The sequence below is a fragment of the Streptomyces sp. NPDC006235 genome (genome assembly GCF_040613735.1).
GTDB lineage: Bacteria > Actinomycetota > Actinomycetes > Streptomycetales > Streptomycetaceae > Streptomyces.
Map to the genome: position 1 here is coordinate 24,756 of NZ_JBEXSR010000034.1, position 16,526 is coordinate 41,281.

The 16,526-nt window shown below is 71.6% G+C and carries 19 protein-coding genes; 6 read left to right on the plus strand and 13 right to left on the minus strand.

All coding sequences use genetic code 11. The annotated features are described in order from the left end of the window. Positions 1 to 16: 16 nt before the first annotated feature. Entirely contained in the window at positions 17 to 670 is a 654-nt protein-coding gene (locus tag ABZ192_RS30940) for a class I SAM-dependent methyltransferase (protein WP_356927779.1), read from the minus strand. 178 nt (positions 671 to 848) lie between these two features. Here ABZ192_RS30940 and ABZ192_RS30945 point away from each other — a divergent pair, with 178 nt between their 5' ends. The 3 genes from ABZ192_RS30945 to ABZ192_RS30955 all read left to right on the plus strand — a co-directional run bounded on the left by ABZ192_RS30945 (position 849) and on the right by ABZ192_RS30955 (position 3,246). After that, on the plus strand, positions 849 to 1,382 hold the full coding sequence (locus ABZ192_RS30945) for a DUF2269 domain-containing protein (RefSeq protein WP_356927858.1): 534 nt from the start codon (positions 849 to 851) through the stop codon (positions 1,380 to 1,382). A gap of 89 nt (positions 1,383 to 1,471) precedes the next feature. After that, positions 1,472 to 2,059 carry a WHG domain-containing protein gene (locus ABZ192_RS30950; RefSeq protein WP_356927780.1) on the plus strand — a complete coding sequence of 196 codons (588 nt, stop codon included), beginning with the start codon at positions 1,472 to 1,474 and terminating at the stop codon, positions 2,057 to 2,059. Between the two features lie 5 nt (positions 2,060 to 2,064). Next, positions 2,065 to 3,246 carry a GDSL-type esterase/lipase family protein gene (locus ABZ192_RS30955; protein WP_356927781.1) on the plus strand — a complete coding sequence of 394 codons (1,182 nt, stop codon included), beginning with the start codon at positions 2,065 to 2,067 and terminating at the stop codon, positions 3,244 to 3,246. A gap of 127 nt (positions 3,247 to 3,373) precedes the next feature. On the opposite strand, the gene ABZ192_RS30960 is transcribed toward ABZ192_RS30955, so the two are convergent. After that, a complete protein-coding gene (locus ABZ192_RS30960; RefSeq protein WP_356927782.1) occupies positions 3,374 to 3,730 on the minus strand; it encodes a helix-turn-helix domain-containing protein in 357 nt (118 codons plus the stop codon). Between the two features lie 51 nt (positions 3,731 to 3,781). Here ABZ192_RS30960 and ABZ192_RS30965 point away from each other — a divergent pair, with 51 nt between their 5' ends. Beyond that, positions 3,782 to 4,693, plus strand: a complete 912-nt coding sequence (locus ABZ192_RS30965; RefSeq protein ID WP_356927783.1) for an NAD(P)-binding domain-containing protein — start codon at positions 3,782 to 3,784, stop codon at positions 4,691 to 4,693. A 29-nt stretch (positions 4,694 to 4,722) separates the two neighbouring features. Here ABZ192_RS30965 and ABZ192_RS30970 read toward each other — a convergent pair whose 3' ends face one another. The 5 genes from ABZ192_RS30970 to ABZ192_RS30990 form a co-directional block, all read right to left on the minus strand. After that, positions 4,723 to 6,738 (minus strand): AAA family ATPase, encoded by a 2,016-nt coding sequence (locus tag ABZ192_RS30970; RefSeq protein ID WP_356927784.1) that lies wholly within the window; start codon positions 6,736 to 6,738, stop codon positions 4,723 to 4,725. Positions 6,739 to 6,779: 41 nt separating this feature from the next. Then, positions 6,780 to 7,418: a TetR family transcriptional regulator gene (locus ABZ192_RS30975; RefSeq protein ID WP_356927785.1), complete on the minus strand. Its 639-nt coding sequence runs from the start codon at positions 7,416 to 7,418 to the stop codon at positions 6,780 to 6,782. Positions 7,419 to 7,457: 39 nt separating this feature from the next. Next, positions 7,458 to 8,471, minus strand: a complete 1,014-nt coding sequence (locus ABZ192_RS30980; protein ID WP_356927786.1) for an aminoglycoside phosphotransferase family protein — start codon at positions 8,469 to 8,471, stop codon at positions 7,458 to 7,460. 176 nt (positions 8,472 to 8,647) lie between these two features. Further along, a complete protein-coding gene (locus tag ABZ192_RS30985; RefSeq protein ID WP_356927787.1) occupies positions 8,648 to 9,442 on the minus strand; it encodes an HAD family hydrolase in 795 nt (264 codons plus the stop codon). Beyond that, a complete protein-coding gene (locus ABZ192_RS30990) occupies positions 9,391 to 10,269 on the minus strand; it encodes a winged helix-turn-helix domain-containing protein (protein WP_356927788.1) in 879 nt (292 codons plus the stop codon). Before ABZ192_RS30990 ends, ABZ192_RS30985 begins: the two co-directional genes overlap by 52 nt. 139 nt (positions 10,270 to 10,408) lie before the next feature. Here ABZ192_RS30990 and ABZ192_RS30995 point away from each other — a divergent pair, with 139 nt between their 5' ends. Beyond that, positions 10,409 to 10,597: a hypothetical protein gene (locus tag ABZ192_RS30995; protein WP_356927789.1), complete on the plus strand. Its 189-nt coding sequence runs from the start codon at positions 10,409 to 10,411 to the stop codon at positions 10,595 to 10,597. A gap of 2 nt (positions 10,598 to 10,599) precedes the next feature. On the opposite strand, the gene ABZ192_RS31000 is transcribed toward ABZ192_RS30995, so the two are convergent. The 3 genes from ABZ192_RS31000 to ABZ192_RS31010 form a co-directional block, all read right to left on the minus strand. After that, the gene (locus tag ABZ192_RS31000; RefSeq protein ID WP_356927790.1) at positions 10,600 to 11,508 is read right to left on the minus strand and encodes a GntR family transcriptional regulator; all 909 of its coding nucleotides are present in this window, start codon (positions 11,506 to 11,508) and stop codon (positions 10,600 to 10,602) included. A gap of 223 nt (positions 11,509 to 11,731) precedes the next feature. Beyond that, a complete protein-coding gene (locus ABZ192_RS31005; protein WP_356927791.1) occupies positions 11,732 to 12,994 on the minus strand; it encodes a GNAT family N-acetyltransferase in 1,263 nt (420 codons plus the stop codon). A gap of 74 nt (positions 12,995 to 13,068) precedes the next feature. Continuing rightward, positions 13,069 to 13,701: an aerial mycelium formation protein gene (locus ABZ192_RS31010; RefSeq protein ID WP_356927792.1), complete on the minus strand. Its 633-nt coding sequence runs from the start codon at positions 13,699 to 13,701 to the stop codon at positions 13,069 to 13,071. Positions 13,702 to 13,913: 212 nt separating this feature from the next. Here ABZ192_RS31010 and dtd point away from each other — a divergent pair, with 212 nt between their 5' ends. Beyond that, entirely contained in the window at positions 13,914 to 14,339 is a 426-nt protein-coding gene (gene dtd / locus ABZ192_RS31015; RefSeq protein ID WP_356927793.1) for a D-aminoacyl-tRNA deacylase, read from the plus strand. 19 nt (positions 14,340 to 14,358) lie between these two features. On the opposite strand, the gene ABZ192_RS31020 is transcribed toward dtd, so the two are convergent. Genes ABZ192_RS31020 through ABZ192_RS31030 form a run of 3 tightly spaced genes read right to left on the minus strand, consistent with a single transcriptional unit; the run spans position 14,359 to position 16,364 of the window. Continuing rightward, positions 14,359 to 15,324, minus strand: coding sequence for a folate-binding protein (locus tag ABZ192_RS31020; protein ID WP_356927794.1), 966 nt, complete (start codon positions 15,322 to 15,324; stop codon positions 14,359 to 14,361). A 10-nt stretch (positions 15,325 to 15,334) separates the two neighbouring features. Further along, positions 15,335 to 15,772, minus strand: coding sequence for a transcriptional repressor (locus tag ABZ192_RS31025; protein WP_356927795.1), 438 nt, complete (start codon positions 15,770 to 15,772; stop codon positions 15,335 to 15,337). A 16-nt stretch (positions 15,773 to 15,788) separates the two neighbouring features. Beyond that, positions 15,789 to 16,364, minus strand: a complete 576-nt coding sequence (locus ABZ192_RS31030; protein ID WP_010036187.1) for an FABP family protein — start codon at positions 16,362 to 16,364, stop codon at positions 15,789 to 15,791. Between the last annotated feature and the right edge of the window lie 162 nt (positions 16,365 to 16,526).

Genomic DNA, 16,526 nt, shown 5'->3' on the forward strand with positions numbered 1-16,526 from the left:
CGGGGCCCGCCGCCCGCTACCGCGGCTTGTACGCCAGGAACGTGCCGATCTGCCGCTTGGTCCCCTCGTCCGGCTCCTGCACCACACGCGTCGTGATGACGAGCCCGGCCCGGTGCAGCAGTTCGGCGATCCGCTCCGGCGGCAGCAGGTACGACTCGTAGGACACCGGGTGGTCGCCGTAGGCGTGCGACGGACGCAGGTGCTCGCCGCCGCCCACCGGGCCGGCCAGCATCAGGCGGCCGCCGGGCGCGAGGGCGCGGTGGAACTCGGCGAACACGGTCGGCAGCCACTGCGGCGGGGTGTGGTGGGTGGAGTAGTACGCCAGGATGCCGCCGAGTTCGCCGCTGCCGATCTCCAGCGCGGTCATCGACCCGACGGTGAAGCGGAGATCCGGGTACGCCTCCCGGGCCAGCCCGACCATCTCCGGCGACACGTCCACGCCGAACACCGGCACACCCAGGGCGGCCAGATGTGCCGTCACCTTGCCCGGGCCGCAGCCGAGGTCGGCCACCGGCCCGGGGTGCGGCGGCCGGACGAGCTCGGCGAAGGCGGCCAGCATCGCGCGCGACACCGGGTCCAGCTCGGCCGGCTGCTTGACGAGCCGGGCGTAGTCGGCGGCGACGGTGTCGTACGACTCCCGGACGGCGGTGAGGTGGGAGGGCTCGGTCATGGCGTGAAGGTAGACGACGGCACTGACAGGGCCGGGCCGTCACGCCGAGCGAGCACATGCCGGTCCCCCGCCCGTACTCTCCGGCCCGTACTCCCAAGCCAGTACGCCGCTTTACTCCCGCCGTAAGACGCCACCGCCACCCCCCGCCCGGCACGGTGGCAGCGTGAAGCCGAAGCAGATGCCCCACTCGATTCCGAAACTCGGCCGCCCGGCGCGCCGGGCCGTTCTGGTCGTCCACGTCCTCGCCTCCGCGGGCTGGCTCGGACTCACGCTCGGGCTGCTCGCGCTCGGGACGACCGCGGCCACCACCGGGTCCGCCGTGACCGTGGAGTCGTCCGTCCGGGCCATGAAGCTCTTCGCCGACTGGCTCCTGCTCCCCGTCGCGTTCCTCACCCTGTTCAGCGGACTGGTGCTGTCCCTGGGCACGCCGTGGGGACTGACCCTGCACCGCTGGGTGTACACGAAGTTCTGGCTGACCCTCGCCACGACCACCGCCACGGTGTTCGCCCTGCGCCCCGGGGTGAACTCCGCGGGGACCGCCGTCGCCGCGGGCGGGCCCCTGCCCGATGCCGGTGACGTGCTGTTCGGGCCGGTCGTCTCGCTGTCCGCCTACGTCTTCATGACGGTGCTCTCCGTCCTGAAGCCCTGGGGCCCGACCAAGCGGGGCAGGAGGCTGCGTGCGCCCGCCCGGCGTGCCCTTCAGGACGCCTGAGCCAGTATCCGACATTCCTAACTCCATGGAGATTTGCCTAAAGGCCTTAGGCAGATGCACACTACCTTCTGGCAGAAGGGAGTGACCGTATGGCACGCGTAGGACTGACACCGGAGCGCCTGACCCGGGCAGGTGCCGAGCTGGCCGACGAGGTCGGGTTTGATCAGGTGACCGTCTCGGCGCTCGCCCGCCGGTTCGACGTCAAGGTCGCGAGTCTGTACTCGCACGTGAAGAACTCCCAGGACCTCAGGACCCGGATCGCCCTGCTCGCGCTCACGGAACTCGCCGACCGGGCCGCCGACGCCCTGGCCGGGCGGTCCGGCAAGGAAGCCCTGGCCGCCCTCGCGAACGTCTACCGCGACTACGCCCGGGAACACCCCGGCCGTTACGCCGCCGCCCAGCTGCGGCTCGACCCGCAGACGGCGGCGGCGAGCGCCGGCGTCCGGCACGCGCAGATGACCCGGGCGCTGCTGCGCGGCTACGACCTGACCGAACCGGACCAGACCCACGCGGTCCGGCTGCTGGGCAGCGTCTTCCACGGCTACGTCAGCCTGGAGATGGGCGGCGGGTTCAGCCACAGCGCCCCCGACACCGACGCCACCTGGACCCGGATCCTCGACGCCCTCGACACGCTGCTGCGGAACTGGCCCGAACCCCCCACCGACCCCCGAGGCTGACACCCATGCACACCGAGCACGACTGGATCACCACCCCCCTCACGGCGGATCTGCTGCGCGGCGCCCTCGACCTGGAGCGCACCGAACACGGGCTGCTCCCGCACCGGCTGCCCGCCCGGGCCCGCGCGCAGAACACCAACGCCCAGCTGGCCATGGCCGAGGCCCAGCCGTCCGGCGTACGGCTGGCGTTCCGTACCGCCGCGACCGCCGTCGAGCTGGACACGCTGCGCACCAAGCGCGACTACGCCGGCTTCCCGCCCCGCCCGGACGGCCTGTACGACCTGCTCGTCGACGGCCACCCGGCCGGCCAGGCCGCGGGGACGGGCGGCAACGTCCTCACGATCGACATGGCCACCTGGGCCGGCGAGGTCACACCGGGCCCGGTCGGCACCGTCCGCTTCACGGGGCTGCCCGCGCGCGAGAAGGACGTCGAGATCTGGCTGCCGCACAACGAGACCACCGAGCTCGTCGCCCTGCGCACCGACGCGCCCGTGGCGCCCGTGCCGGACCGGGGCCGCCGGGTGTGGCTGCACCACGGCAGTTCGATCAGCCACGGCTCCGACGCCGCGAGCCCGACCGCCATCTGGCCCGCGATCGCCGCGTTGCGCGGCGGTGTGGAACTGGTCAACCTCGGCCTGGGCGGCAGCGCGATGCTCGACCCGTTCACCGCGCGCGCCATGCGGGACGCCCCGGCCGACCTGATCAGCGTGAAGATCGGCATCAACATCGTCAACGCGGACGCGATGCGGCTGCGCGCGTTCGGCCCGGCCGTGCACGGTTTCCTCGACACGATCCGCGACGGGCACCCCGACGTCCCGCTGCTGGTCGTCTCCTCCGTCCACTGCGCCATCCACGAGACCACGCCCGGGCCGACGGCCCCGGACATCAGCGCGCTCGGCGAGGGCCGACTGCGGTTCGCCGCGATGGGCGACCCGGCCGAGGTGCCCGCCGGGAAGCTGACGCTCGGCGTCATCCGGGAGGAGCTGTCCCGCATCGTGCGGCAGCGCGCCGCCGAGGACCCGAACATCCACTACCGCGACGGCCTCGACCTCTACGGCGCCTCCGACGCGGCCGAACTCCCCCTCCCCGACGAGGTCCACCCGGACGCCGCCACCCACCGCCGCATCGGTGAACGCTTCCACGCCCTGGCCTTCACCGAGGGCGGCCCCTTCGCGGCGGGTTCGTGAGGCAGTACGCGTACGCGCAACACCCACTTTTTTGTGGGTACTTGGCAGCGGGCCCGGGTCGGGCGAACCTGGTGGTGGGCCGTCGGTGAGGCGCCGGATACCGATGGGACGGAGGTGAACGTGGGCGTCAGGAGGCCGACCGGGTCGCCTGCGTCCCGGCCAGTTTCTCCAGGCGCCGGTGACCCCAGTCGGACAGCGGGGCCAGTGCCTCGGTGAGTTCGCGGCCGAACGGGGTCAGGGAGTAGACCGTCTTCGGCGGCAGCACGTCGTACACCTCCCGGCGCACCAGCCCGTCCGTCTCCATCTCGCGCAGTGCCTCGGTCAGCACCTTCTCGGTGAGGCCCGGCAGCCGCCGGCGCAGTTCCGCCGGGCGGTGCGGGCCCGACTCCAGCAGCCAGAGCAGGGTCGTCTTCCACTTGCCGTCGATCACGGCGATCGCGGCGGTCACTCCGCAGACGTTCGGGTCCTGGCGCCGGCGCGTCATCCTGCAGCCCCATTCCTCATCAATTGTGCATGTTGCCAAGGGAGTTCCAGCGTGTCCACGTACAGCACGTCCTCGTTCCCGGAACATTCCGCGCGGCCCGCCGTCACGGTTCTCGGTCTCGGCCCGATGGGCCGCGCGCTGGCCGGTGCCCTCCTGGAGGCGGGACTGCCGACCACGGTCTGGAACCGCACGCCGGGCAGAGACCGGGAACTCGTCGAACGCGGGGCGGTGGGCGCCGGCTCGGCGGCCGAGGCGGTCACCGCCGGTGACGTGGTCGTCGTCTGCGTGGTGAACTACGACGCCGTCGACGCCGTCCTGCGCCAGGACGACGTCGCCGCCGCACTCAAGGGCCGTACGGTGGTGAACCTGACCGCCGACACCCCGGCCCGGGCCCGCGACACCGCCGGCTGGGCCGCCGCGCGCGGCGTCCGCTACCTGGACGGCGCGATCATGACCCCGACGACGACCATCGGCACGCCCGACGCCGTGTTCCTGCACAGCGGGCCGGCGGACCTCTACGAGGAACTGGCCCCCGTGCGCCGGGCCCTGGGCGGCAGCCACACCCACCTCGGCGAGGACACCGGCCGGGCCGCGGCCTACGACATCGCCCTGCTCGACATCTTCTGGACGGCGATGGCGGGCTACGCGCACGCCCTGGCGGTGGCCCGCGCCGAGGGCGTCACCGCCGGCGAGCTGGCGCCCTTCGCCCAGGGCATCGGCGCGATCCTGCCGCCGCTGTTCGCCGAGACCGCGGCGGACACCGACGCCGGCACCTACTCCGGCGAGGGCAACCCGCTCACCTCGGCGGTGTCGTCCATGGCCCACATCGTCCACGTCTCCGAGTCCCACGGCATCGACGCCGGCGTCATGCGCGCGGCCGAGGGCATGGCCCGCCGCGCGATCGGGCTCGGCCACGGGACGGACGGTTTCATCCGGATCGCGGAGGTCATCGGGCGGCGATGAGCCCTCAGGGAGGCCGGGCCTGGCTCGGCCTAGAACGGCAACGGCCGCCCCCGCACCACCTCCAGCCGTGTCACCGCCCGCGTCAGCACCACGTACAGCCGGTGCAGTCCCCGTTCCTCCGCCTCGGCGATCGCCGCCGGCTCGACGGCCACGACATGGTCGTACTCGAGGCCCTTGACGACGCTCGCCGGTACCAAGGACACCCGTGCGCCGAGTTCGTCCGGGGCCGCCGCGTCGATGCCGGCCGCGTCCAGGGCCGCCCGGATCCGGGGCACGTCCGCGTCCGCCGCGACGACCCCGATCGAGCCCTCCCGCCCCAGTGCGTCCCGGACGGCCTCGACGGCCGCGCCGGGCACGCCGTCCGGGGCCGTCTCGCGCATCCGCAGCTCCCCGTCCCCGCGCAGCGAACGGGCCGCCGGTACGTCCACGTCCAGCCGCTCCAGCAGCCGGTTGGCGAGGGCGACGACCGCGCGCGGCACACGGAAGCCGGTGGTCAACTCGACGACGGCCGCGTCCGGTTTCCCCAGGTGTGCCAGGACGGCCGGCCACGACCGGGCCGCCCACGGTGTCGTCCCCTGCGCCAGGTCGCCCAGGACCGTCAGCGAGCCGAAGGGCGCCCGGCGGGCGATGGCCCGGCACTCCATCGGGGACAGGTCCTGCGCCTCGTCGACGACGACGTGCCCGTACCCCTCCGGGTGCTCGATCAGCCCGGCGACCTCGTCGAGGAGCACCAGGTCGGCGGCCGACCAGCGGGCCGACTTCCACGACCGGGGCGGCTTGCGCCACAGCAGCGCCCGCTGCTCGTCGGGGTCCAGCAGCCCGTCGGCGGCCTCCGCCAATGCCCCGGGATCGCTGAGCAGTCCGGCCACGACCTCCTCGGGCCGCACCCGGGGCCAGACGGCGTCGACGTACGCGGACACGGGCCGGGCCCGCTCGATCCGGCGCACCCAGGCGTTGGGGGGCGGCCCGGCCCGCCGTTCGGCCTGCTCGCGCAGGCACCTCACGATCCGCGCCCGCACCCGCTCCCGCCCGACCCCGTAGGGCGGTTCCTCCTCCCGTACGTCCGCCACGATTCCCTCCAGGGTCTGCGCCGGCACCCGCCAGCGGTACGACCCGTCCGGCACGGCGAGGGAGCCGGGCCCCTCGGCGCGCACCCTCGCGTACAGCGCCCGCCGCAGCACCTCGGCCATCCGGGCGTCGTGCTTGACGGCGGCGGCCGCCGGCTCGTCACGGCCCCTGACCGGATGCCGCGCGATCTCCTCGGCCAGTGTCGACTGCCGCACGCCGGTCTCGCCGAGGGACGGCAGGACTTCCGCGATGTACGACAGGAAGGTGCGGTTGGGCCCGAGGATCAGCAGACCGCCGCGGCGGATGCGCTGGGGGTGCGTGTAGAGCAGATACGCGGCCCGGTGCAGCCCGACGGCGGTCTTGCCGGTGCCGGGCGCCCCCTGCACGCACACCGACACCGCCAGGTCCCCCCGTACGAGGTCGTCCTGCTCGGGCTGGATGGTCGCGGCGATGTCCCGCATGGGCCCGACGCGCGGCCGTTCGATCTCCCGGGCGACGATCTCGCTGGTCCGCGCCTCGCCCTGCCCCAGGTGCTCGTCCTCCAGGCCGGTGAGGTCGCCGGAGTCGCCCCGGCTGCCGGGCGCCCACCCGAACCGGCGGCGCACGGCGACGCCCTGCGGGTCGCGGGCCGAGGCCTGGTAGAAGGCGCGTGAGACGGGCGCACGCCAGTCGACGACGAGGGGCGGCTCGGCCGGATGCTCGGAGATCCGCAGCCGGCCGATGTGCAACTGCCCTTCCTCCCGCTGCAAGGCGCCGAAGAACAAGGGCCCTTCGGGCAGCTCGCGCAGCGCCTTGGCGTGGCTGCGCAGCCGGTACCCGAGCACCTCGGCATCGGCGCCGGACGCGGATACGTCCTCGCCGATGACGACCTGCTCCCCGGCCCCCTCGACCATCGCGGCGAGGGCGGCCCGGCAGCGGTCGTGGTGGGCGCGTTCACGGTCGAGGACAGGCTGAAGGGCAGGCTCGGTCGACGTCATTCCACAGAGCGTACCGCGAAAACGTAACCGAGTTAAATTTATTACCGAGTATCGCTGTTGCCGGTATCGCCCCGGAGGCGGGGCGGCAGCCCCGCCGCCAGCCATCCGAACGCCCGCTGCGCCGCCGCCACCGCGTCCGCCCGTACGTCCACCACCCGCTCCCCCGCCGCGATCCGCCGCCAGTTCTCCAGCGCGAGGATCCGCTGCACGGCCATGATCTGCCCGGCCGCGAGCCGCGCGTCCAGATCACCCCCGAGCGCCTCGGCGAGCGCGGCCTCGGACCGCTCCTGGTGCGTGTGCGCCCGGGCGACCAGGGAGGGCGTCCCGTAGAGCAGCCGGTGGAAGGCGAGCACCCGGGGGTCGTCGTTGAGCCCGGTCACGGGATCGCACCGCTCCAGCCCCTGAAGGAAGTGCCGCCGCAGCGCCTCCACGGGATCGCCCTCCGCCGCCGCCACCACCCGGGCGGCCTCGCCCTCGTGGTCGGCGATCCGGTGCAGGACCAGGTCCTCCTTCGCCGGGAAGTACCGGAACAGCGTCGGCTTGGAGATCTCGGCCGCCGCCGCCACCTCGGCGACGGACACCGCGTCGAACCCCTTCTCCAGGAAGAGCCGGATCGCGATGTCCGACACGACCTGGTACATGCGCTGCTTCTTGCGCTCCCGCAGCCCGATCTCACTCATGCGGCGAGCCTACGCAGTGGCGCGAGGCCGGCTTCCGCGTCAGGACGTGTGCCAGCGGATCAGCGCGGCCATGATCTGCGAGCGGCTCGGCACCTGCGCCAGCCCGAGCGGCCGCGCCGCGGCGGTGAGGATCTTCTGGAGCTTGCCGGCGGCCACGGGCAGGGCCACCCAGTTGAAGGCCGCGTCCTCGCGCAGGGACAGCGACACCCGGATGACATCGGTGAAGACCGACTGCGCCCGCTTGAAGTCGAGGATCAGCGGCAGGTCCCGCTCCCACCCGGCCGAGCTGCCCGGCCGGATCCCCTCGACGAGGTCGCACCACTCGCGGACCATACGGTGCTCCTGGTCGCCCGGGTAGCGCATCAGGTACAGGTGGGTGGCCAGGTCGTAAAGCGGATCCCCCAGCATGGCCAGCTCCCAGTCGATGGCCCAGAGCCGGCCCCCCGGATCGAGGACGAAGTTCTCCCGGTGCAGATCCCCGTGCAGGAGACAGAACGGGCGCTTCCGGAGCCCGAGGACGTGCTTCCGGAGCAGGGTGAACGATTCGTCCGAGATGCCGAGCGCGTGGAACAGGCCGGCGAACTCCGCGTGGTTCTTCCGGTAGACCTGCTCCTCGACGAAGACGACCAGCCGCTCCAGAAAGCCGTCGCTGTCCCCGTCCTCGGCGCGGTCGCGGTCCTCACAGCGCCGCTCCACCCGCAGCATGTCCGGCGTGACCTGGACCATCTCCCGGAAGAGATCGACGATCTGCCGGAACACCGCGTCGGGGACGCGCCGCCCCGGCCGCCGCTGCTCCCCGAGCGTCCGCCCCTCGATGAAGCGCTGGAATCCCATGCCGGCGACCTCGACGATGCCCGGCACGCGGCTGATGTGCTCCTGGAGGGCGCGCAGCAGCGCCTCCTCCGACCGGAAGCACCGCCGGTCGAACCACAGGATCTCGGAGCGCGGCTCACGGACCTTGACGGTTCGGGTCCCACCGGGCAGCGCGAGGACGTAGGTCTCGTGGTGGTACCCCTTGAGCGGCCCCTTGACCAGGCTCGGGTCGCCGCTCATCTCGACTGCTCGCTGCCGAGCACCGGAGACCGATGGGGGTGTCATTGGGTGGTTCAGCCTGCCCCGGTGGTGCGGATGGTGTAAGGGGGAAGGCACGTTACTCCACCGGACGCCGTCATCAGGGGAGAACCGGGCTATCGATCCGAACTCCCCTCTCCCAGGTGAACCGGCGCCGGCTAGCCGCGCAGCAACGCCAGCACCGGCTCCAGGGATTCGATGACGGTGTCGGCTCCCGCGTCCTTGAGGATCTTGGCCTTGCGGGGGTTGCTCGCGTACCCGAGGAACGGCACCCCGGCCCGGACGGCGGCCTCGTGGTCCGAGGGGGCGTCGCCGATCATCAGGGCGTCGGCCGGGGCGGCACCCATGGCGTTCAGCGCCCGGTTGAGGCAGTGGGGGTCCGGCTTCAGGTGGTGGAGTTCCTGGGCGCGGCCGTAGATGTGCGGGGCGAAGCAGCCGGCGATGCCCCGGCCCTCGAGGTACGTGCGCACCACCCGCGGGGAGTTGTTGGTGGTGATGGCGAGGCCGGAGCCCACCGCGGACCAGGTGCGTATGAGCGGATCCGCGTACGGGGTCGGCATCGCGGAGGACGCGGCCCGCAGCTCCTCATGGGTGAGACGTTCCTCCAGCTCCGCGACGAGGTCGCTGCCGGGATGCCGGCGGTCCACGGCGCGCAGGACGACCTGCGGGTCGAGCGTCTCGCGTTCCCTCTCCGTCAGCAGGCCGTGCAGCCCCCGGCCCTCCAGCCAGGCCACCAGGTCGGTCGCCACCCCGTCCGCCGAGTGCCTCGCGAACAGCCGGCAGATGGGCCCGTCGAAGTCCCACAGGACGACACGGGCGCCTTTGATCAGAGTCGGAAGATGGTACTGATCGTTCTCGTTCTCGACTGTCACCGAACCAGTCTGCGTCGTATCAGGAGTCACTAGGAGAGTGTCAGGTCCGTGGTGATGGTTTCCCAGAGGGCGTCGAACCACTTCTGGGATTCCTGCACGAAAGCCGCGTCCCGCAGACCCGCCCGCTTCACGAAGGAGAAGAGGAGGGACTGGGAGCCGAGGACGTCGTACATGTCCAGGGTCCGGCTGCCCCACTCCTCCTCTCGCCTGGTCAGCATGTAGTAGCCGATCAGCGCCTCCTCCCCGTTGAGCAGGTACAGCTTGACCGGCGGGGTGAAGGGCAGCGCGCGGAACGTGACGTGCACGTCGATGCCGTGCGTGGAGCGCAGGGCGAGCAGGTTGTGCTGGAGGACCTGCCCCTGGGCGTTGCGCATGGCCAGCCAGCGCCGGTGGACCGGATTGTCGTCGCCGTGCGCCTCGACCGGGACGGGGAAGGCCAGCTCGATGTCCCGGGAGGGCACCAGGATGCGGACGTCGATCGACTCGGGGTGGATACGGCCCTCGTGGATCAGGCGGAGCGGCTCCCCGATGGCGACCATCAGGGTCTCCGCGGTGTGGCAGACGACGTCGACGCGGACCCGGCGGGCCGAGAACGCCTCGGTGAGCCGCGGTGCCAGGCCCACCATCGTCGGCTGGGGCTCGCCGCGGGCCGGGGCGGGCGTGGCGATCCGCGGCGGGCTGCCCTTGCTGACGTTGGTGAGGAGGCCGTCCTCCTGGAGTGCCCGCAGGGCCTGCCGGACGGCGCCGCGCTCCACGCCGAACTCCTCCGCCAGTTCGGCCTGGGTGGGCAGGCGGTCGCCCGGCTTGAGCTCACCGGCGCGGATACGTTCCCGCAGGATGTCGGCGATCTTCTGGGGCGAATGCCTGCTGCTGCCGTTCACTGCCACGCTCTCCTGGGTCACGACCAAACGCTACAACTCTGATCCATCTGACGGGAGTTGTTTGAAAGTTGTTTATTACTAGTAGCCAAGTGGGGACAACTTAATCAGAGTTGGTTGCCAACTCGCTTGAGTTGGCGGAAGTTTTGCTTCCGAAGGGGGAACTCCGATGCCTGCCCTCGCTCTCCTCTCCGCCGCCTTCGTCGTCGCTTTCGAGCAGCTCGTCCAGTGGAAGTACGGCCCGGCCGGAATCGTCGGGCTGATCCTTCTCACCGTGGGCATCAAGGCCAAGAGCCCGGCCGTCAGCTCCGTCGGGGCGGTCGTGCTCGCCCTGCTGATGACGGGCCCCGTCCGGTGACGTCAGCTCGTGAGCACCAGCTCCGAACTGATCGTCTCCCACAGTGCGTTGAACCACAGGTGCGACTGCTCGACGAACGTCGTGTCGCGCAGGCCGGGGCCCTGCTGGAAGGAGAACAGCATCGACTGGGTGCCCTGGGCGTCGTACATCTCCAGGTGCTCGTGGTCGATCTCGGCCTCCCGGCGCATCAGCGTGTAGTACGCGAACAGCGCCTCGGTGTTGTTGAGCAGATACAGCTTCACCGGCGGGGTGAAGGGCAGCGCGCGGAACGTGACGTGCACGTCGATGCCGTGCGTGGAGCGCAGGGCCAGGAGGTTGTGCCTCAGGACCTGCCCCTGGGCGTTGCGCATCGCGAGCCACCGCTCGTGCACCGAGTCGTCACCGTGTCCGCCCACCGGCACCGGGAAGGCGAGGTCGATGTCCCGGCTCGGCAGCAGGACCCGGACGTCGACCTTGGCCGGTTTCAGCCGTCCGGCGTGGATCTGCCGCAGCGGCTCACCGATGGCGAGCGTGAGGGAGATGGCGGTCAGGCACACGGCGTCGATCTCGACGTGCTCCGCCGCGAAGGCCGCCGCGATCCGGGGCGCGAGGGCCACCGTGGTGGGCAGCGGCGGGGCTTGTGGCCCGGTCAGCGCCCCGGCGGGGTCGGGGGCGACGGTCGCCGGGCTGCCCTTGGACACGTTGGTGAGCAGCCGCTCGGACTGGAGGATGCGCAGGGCCTGGCGTACGGCACCGCGCTCGACGCCGAACTCGTGGGCCAGCTGTGCCTGGGTGGGCATGCGTTCGCCCGGCTGCAGCTCTCCCGACCTGATCCGGGCGCGCAGTTCGTCGGCCACCTCGTGATGTGTCCTCTGTGGCCGTTGCGACCTCTTCCGTCCATTGACGGGGGCGTGTTCCGGGTCCACAACCAAACAGTACAACTTCCCGCCATCTTCCGGCAGTTCAGCACCAGGTGGTTATGAGCCGCTTCCAAGCGGAGATAAGTACAGTGAAGTTGGTCACCAACTTCGTTGACATGGTCAGGCCTTCAAGGGGTTGGCCATCCATCAAGGGGCTCCCTTCCGGAGGGGAGCCGGGAGCCCCCGACAACTCGCTACGGATACGAGGTCCCTGTCGTCGGCGGAAGGGAGCGGCTCAGAACAGGTCCGGGCACCAAGGCCGCCTGGACGTACGCAGCAGGGCGTCGGCCTTCCGGGCGGCGCCCGCTCGTTCTTCCCGGACCCGGCCCAGTGCCGCCAGCCGCACCGCCGACTCGTCGCCGAGCCACAGCGCCCCCAACTCGACCAGCCCGAGCGTGATGTCCGCGCTCCGCGTGGTCGGCGTACAGGACGCCCCGGCGGCCGAGGCCTCCAGCCGGTAACACCCGCCGGTCAGCCCGTCCACGCCGGCGACCTCCAGCACCAGCGTCCCCTCCCCCTCGTACGTCCGCGCCTCGAGCGCCCGTGTGACGTCGAGGATCCGCACCCACAGCCAGTCCGCCAGGGTCGTGATCCCGGCCGCCCGCGGATCGGGCAGGACATGCGGAAGCAGGTCGTCGGGGGCCCGCCAGCCGCTCTTGACCCGCACGACCCAGTCGATGGAGCAGAGGTACTGCCACAGGGAGCGCTCCGCGGCCGGCGTGACGCCGGTCAGCCACCTCACCGTCGCCGTGTTCAAGGGCTGCTTGCCATCGCCCCAGTTGTCGTCCACGTCGTAGGCGGCCATGCCCTCGACCTCGCCGGACGCCGAGCGGTACACGGCGAAGAAGGGCTGCTTCCAGGACGGGTCGACCTTTACGGCGCCGGTGTTCCACTTCCACCACAGCTCGTCGCGGTCGATGGCGCCGGGCTGCAGGCGGCACAGCCGCTCGTGCAGGTCGGGGCCGAGCTTGCGGACCTCCTCGCCGTCCACCAGGTCGATCCGCCCGCCGTCCGCCGGGCCCGCCCAGCGGGCGTCGAGGCCGGCGCGCGGCACGTCGACCGTCCACTCGGCCATCCACGTCGCCGGTCCGAAGCCGTACCGGCCGTAGATCGGGTACTCGGCGGCGATCAGCGTCGCGACGACGTCCCCGCGCTCCTTCGCGGCCGCCAGGTCCCGCGCCATCATCCGGCTGAGCAGCCCGCGGCGGCGGTGGGTGGCGTGGACGGTGACACCCGAGACGGCGTCGGCCGGCACCCTCGCCCCGCCCACCACCGTGAGCTCCTGGTCGAAGGACCGGAAGGTCGCCACGCACCGGCCGCCGTCGAAGGCGCCAAGGTAGCGGCCCGGGACGAACCGCTCACGGCGGCCCTCGACCTCCTCCTCGGACACGTCGGGCACCCGCAGGAAGCCGGTGTTCACGGCGCGCAGCCAGTCGGCGAACTCGGTCTCGGTGATGGGGCGTACGTCGATGCCGTCGGCGCGGGGAGTGGCGGTCATGGCATCACGCTAGGCGGGGGGCCGGTCGGTGTCGCGTAAATATCCGACCCGCCCGCGCCAGGCCCCCGAGCGACTCACACGAGCAGGTCGTCGATCTGGGCCTCCCCCTCGCGGTACCGGCGCGCGATCTCCGTGCTGCACTCGTCGGCCGTGCGCTGGAGCCGCTGCCGCCGCCGGGAGACCTGCTGCTCGTAGCGCACGAGCCGCCCCATGGCGGTGTTCAGCTCCAGGTCCGTCCGGGCGTCCAGGTCGGACAGCTCGACCTCGGCGAGCATCTCCGCGGCCAGCTGCCGGTACTCCTCGCCCTGCGGCGTGCCCAGCGTCAGATGACGGGCGGAGGAGCGGTGCCGGGCCGGGGCGTCCCGCAGGATCTCCGCGAGTCGCTCGACCACGGACGCCTCCGCGGGCCCGGCGACCGAGGCCGCGCCGACCGGGGTGCGCCGCGTCAGCTCCGCCCGCAGGATGTCGATCCGCCCCTGGAGCAGCCGCCGTACGTAGCTGAGGTCGGCTTCGTCGCGCTGGGCCTCACGGCGCAGCGTGCGCAGCTCGGGCAGGCTCAGCGTGGCCAGATCGTGCTCGGGAGCGTCCGAGGGCAGCGGCGGGCTGTCGGTGCGCTGTGTGGGCGGCCGGTGGTACTCCGCCGCCCCGGCCCCCGTGTGGCTGGACCAGACAGCCCCCAGCGGATGTCCGGTACTGGATGTGCTCATGTGCCTCAACCGTCCCCTCGACCGGTGTGTGAAAGCATCGTGCCACCCCAACTGGCCGCTATGGGAACGAGTGCCCCCGATAGACCCCAGATGGGCGGTTAAGCAGCAAAATACGGCCGTGCGCGGCCTGTTGACGCCCTGCGCAAACCACCCTTTCGGGCCATGCGCCAACCGCGCGAGGCGCGAAAGTCACCTCCCGGCATGATGGACGTATGCGAGCAGTGGTGCAGAGGGTCGACGGCGCGAGCGTCGTCGTGGACGGCGAGACCGTAGGGGCGATCGAGGGCGAGGGGCTGTGCGTCCTCGTCGGCGTCACGCACGAGGACACCAAGGAGAAGGCGGCCCAGCTGGCCCGCAAGCTCTGGTCGGTGCGCATGCTGCACGACGAGAAGTCGTGCAGCGACATCGACGCCCCGCTCCTGGTGATCAGCCAGTTCACCCTCTACGGCGACGCCCGCAAGGGCCGCCGCCCCACCTGGAACGCGGCCGCCCCCGGCGATGTCGCCGAGCCGCTGGTCGACGAGGTGGTCGCCCAGCTGCGCTCGCTGGGCGCGACGGTGGCCACGGGCCGCTTCGGGGCGGCGATGCATGTATCACTGACGAACGACGGCCCGTTCACCGTGCTGATCGAGATCTGACCCGAAAGAACGACAAGCCTTACGGCTCGACGACGACTTCCTGGGCCGCGGCCGTGTCGCCGGCCACCAGCGGGGCGTCCACGGCCACGTTCCGCTTCACCAGCGCGAGGGCGACCGGCCCCAGCTCGTGGTGGCGTACGGAGGTGGTGATGAAGCCGATCTTCCGGCCGTCGGGGCCGTCGCCGGCGAGCCGGAGCTCGGTGCCGGCCACCGGCAGGTGGACCTCGCTGCCGTCCAGGTGCAGGAAGACCAGCCGGCGCGGCGGCTTGCCCAGGTTGTGCACCCGGGCGACCGTCTCCTGGCCCCGGTAGCAGCCCTTCTGGAGGTGCACCGCCGAGCCGATCCAGCCCAGCTCGTGCGGGATGGTGCGGTGGTCGGTCTCGAAGCCGAGCCGGGGCCGGTGCTGCTCCACGCGCAGCGCCTCGTAGGCGAGGATCCCGGCGGGCGGCCCGGCCTGCGCGGCGTACGCCTCCAGGTCGGCTCGGGGCAGGAACAGGTCCCGGCCGTACGGCGTCTCCCGTACGACGGCGTCCTGCGGCACCTCGGCGATGGAGCCGGCCGGCAGGTGCACCACCGCGATGTCGGCCGTCCGGTCGGCGACCTCGACCTTGTAGAAGAACTTCATGGACTCCAGGTACGCGATCAGCGCCTCCTGGGTGCCCGGCTCCACATGGGCCCAGACGGTCTCGCCGTCGTCGACGAGGTAGAGGGCGTGCTCGATGTGGCCGTTCGCGGAGAGGATCAGCGCCTCGGTGGCCTGGCCGGCCGGGAGGTCGCTGACGTGCTGGGTCAGCAGCAGGTGCAGCCAGGCGAGCCGGTCCTCGCCGGTGACGGTGACGACCCCCCGGTGCGAGAGGTCCACGAAACCGGTGCCGTCGGCGAGCGCACGCTGCTCGCGGAACAGATCGCCGTAGTGGGCGGCGACGCCTTCGTCCACGCCCTCGGCGGGGACGGCGCCGGGCAGGGTCAGCAGGGGGCTCTTCATATCCGTAAGCCTACGACTCGGTAGTTGAAGCCTTGAGCGTGCAGTCCTCGCACCGGCCGAAGATCGCGAAGTGCTTCATGTCGGTGTCGAAGCCGAACGTCTGCCGCAGCTTCGCGGTGAACTCGGCGGCCACGGCCACATCCGCCTCGATGACGTTCTGGCAGTCGCGGCAGACCAGGTGGAGGTGGTGGTGCCGGTCCGCGAGGTGGTACGTCGGCGCGCCGTGCCCCAGATGGGCATGGCTGACCAGGCCGAGCTCCTCCAGCAGCTCCAGCGTCCGGTACACCGTGGAAATGTTGACCCCCGACGCCGTCTTCCTCACTTCCACGAGGATGTCGTCGGGGGTCGCGTGCTCCAGGGTGTCCACGGCTTCGAGCACGAGTTGCCGCTGCGGGGTCAGCCGGTAGCCGCGCTGCCGCAGATCGCTCTTCCAGTCGGTGCTCACCACACCGGCCAGTCTAGGACTACTTGAAGAAAGCGATCCCGTCGTCCGGCATGTCGTCGGGCAGGGCCTTGGCCCAGCGCTCGACCTCCTCCGGCGTGACGACCTTCTTCAGGTGGGCCGACATGTAGGGCCGCAGCTCGACCTCGGGGGTCTGCTTCTCGCCGACCCACATCAGGTCGCTCTTGACGTAGCCGTAGAGCCGCTTGCCGCCGGTGTACGGCTGGGAGGCGGCGGTGCGGGCCACCGCGTCCGTCACCAGGTCGATCTGCGGCTTCTTGTCGGCCAGCTCGCCGTACCAGATCTCGATGACGCCGTCGTCGCGGGTCATCGTCACCTCGACCTTGCGCTCGGCGTCGATGCGCCAGAAGCCGTGCTCGGACTCCAGCGGCCGGACCTTGTTGCCGTCCTTGTCCAGCACCCAGCTGTGGGAGCGGTACTCGAGGAAGTCCCGGCCGTCGTGGGTGAAGGCGACCTCCTGCCCGAAGTTGCACTTCTCCGAGCCGGGGAAGTCGTGCACACCGGCACCGGCCCAGTTGCCGAGCAGGAAGGCGAGCGGGACGAGGTCTTTGTGGAGGTCGGACGGGATCTCGATCATGAGAGGTTCCTAGACGTGGGTCAGCGCTGGCCCTGGTACAGCTTCTTCACGGTCAGTCCGGCGAAGGCCAGGACGCCGACGGCGACCAGGACCAACAGGATTTCGAAGAAAAGCTCCACGGGGTGCTCCTTGAGCGGGGTGCGGATGTGTGCACAGGGCCGG

Bases quoted from the DNA above. Each gene is read 5' to 3' on its own strand.
- ABZ192_RS30940 (WP_356927779.1), bottom strand. From the start codon at position 670: ATGACCGAGCCCTCCCACCTCACCGCCGTCCGGGAGTCGTACGACACC.
- ABZ192_RS30945 (WP_356927858.1), top strand. From the start codon at position 849: ATGCCCCACTCGATTCCGAAACTCGGCCGCCCGGCGCGCCGGGCCGTT.
- ABZ192_RS30950 (WP_356927780.1), top strand. From the start codon at position 1,472: ATGGCACGCGTAGGACTGACACCGGAGCGCCTGACCCGGGCAGGTGCC.
- ABZ192_RS30955 (WP_356927781.1), top strand. From the start codon at position 2,065: ATGCACACCGAGCACGACTGGATCACCACCCCCCTCACGGCGGATCTG.
- ABZ192_RS30960 (WP_356927782.1), bottom strand. From the start codon at position 3,730: ATGACGCGCCGGCGCCAGGACCCGAACGTCTGCGGAGTGACCGCCGCG.
- ABZ192_RS30970 (WP_356927784.1), bottom strand. From the start codon at position 6,738: ATGACGTCGACCGAGCCTGCCCTTCAGCCTGTCCTCGACCGTGAACGC.
- ABZ192_RS30975 (WP_356927785.1), bottom strand. From the start codon at position 7,418: ATGAGTGAGATCGGGCTGCGGGAGCGCAAGAAGCAGCGCATGTACCAG.
- ABZ192_RS30980 (WP_356927786.1), bottom strand. From the start codon at position 8,471: ATGAGCGGCGACCCGAGCCTGGTCAAGGGGCCGCTCAAGGGGTACCAC.
- ABZ192_RS30995 (WP_356927789.1), top strand. From the start codon at position 10,409: ATGCCTGCCCTCGCTCTCCTCTCCGCCGCCTTCGTCGTCGCTTTCGAG.
- ABZ192_RS31005 (WP_356927791.1), bottom strand. From the start codon at position 12,994: ATGACCGCCACTCCCCGCGCCGACGGCATCGACGTACGCCCCATCACC.
- ABZ192_RS31010 (WP_356927792.1), bottom strand. From the start codon at position 13,701: ATGAGCACATCCAGTACCGGACATCCGCTGGGGGCTGTCTGGTCCAGC.
- dtd (WP_356927793.1), top strand. From the start codon at position 13,914: ATGCGAGCAGTGGTGCAGAGGGTCGACGGCGCGAGCGTCGTCGTGGAC.
- ABZ192_RS31020 (WP_356927794.1), bottom strand. From the start codon at position 15,324: ATGAAGAGCCCCCTGCTGACCCTGCCCGGCGCCGTCCCCGCCGAGGGC.
- ABZ192_RS31030 (WP_010036187.1), bottom strand. From the start codon at position 16,364: ATGATCGAGATCCCGTCCGACCTCCACAAAGACCTCGTCCCGCTCGCC.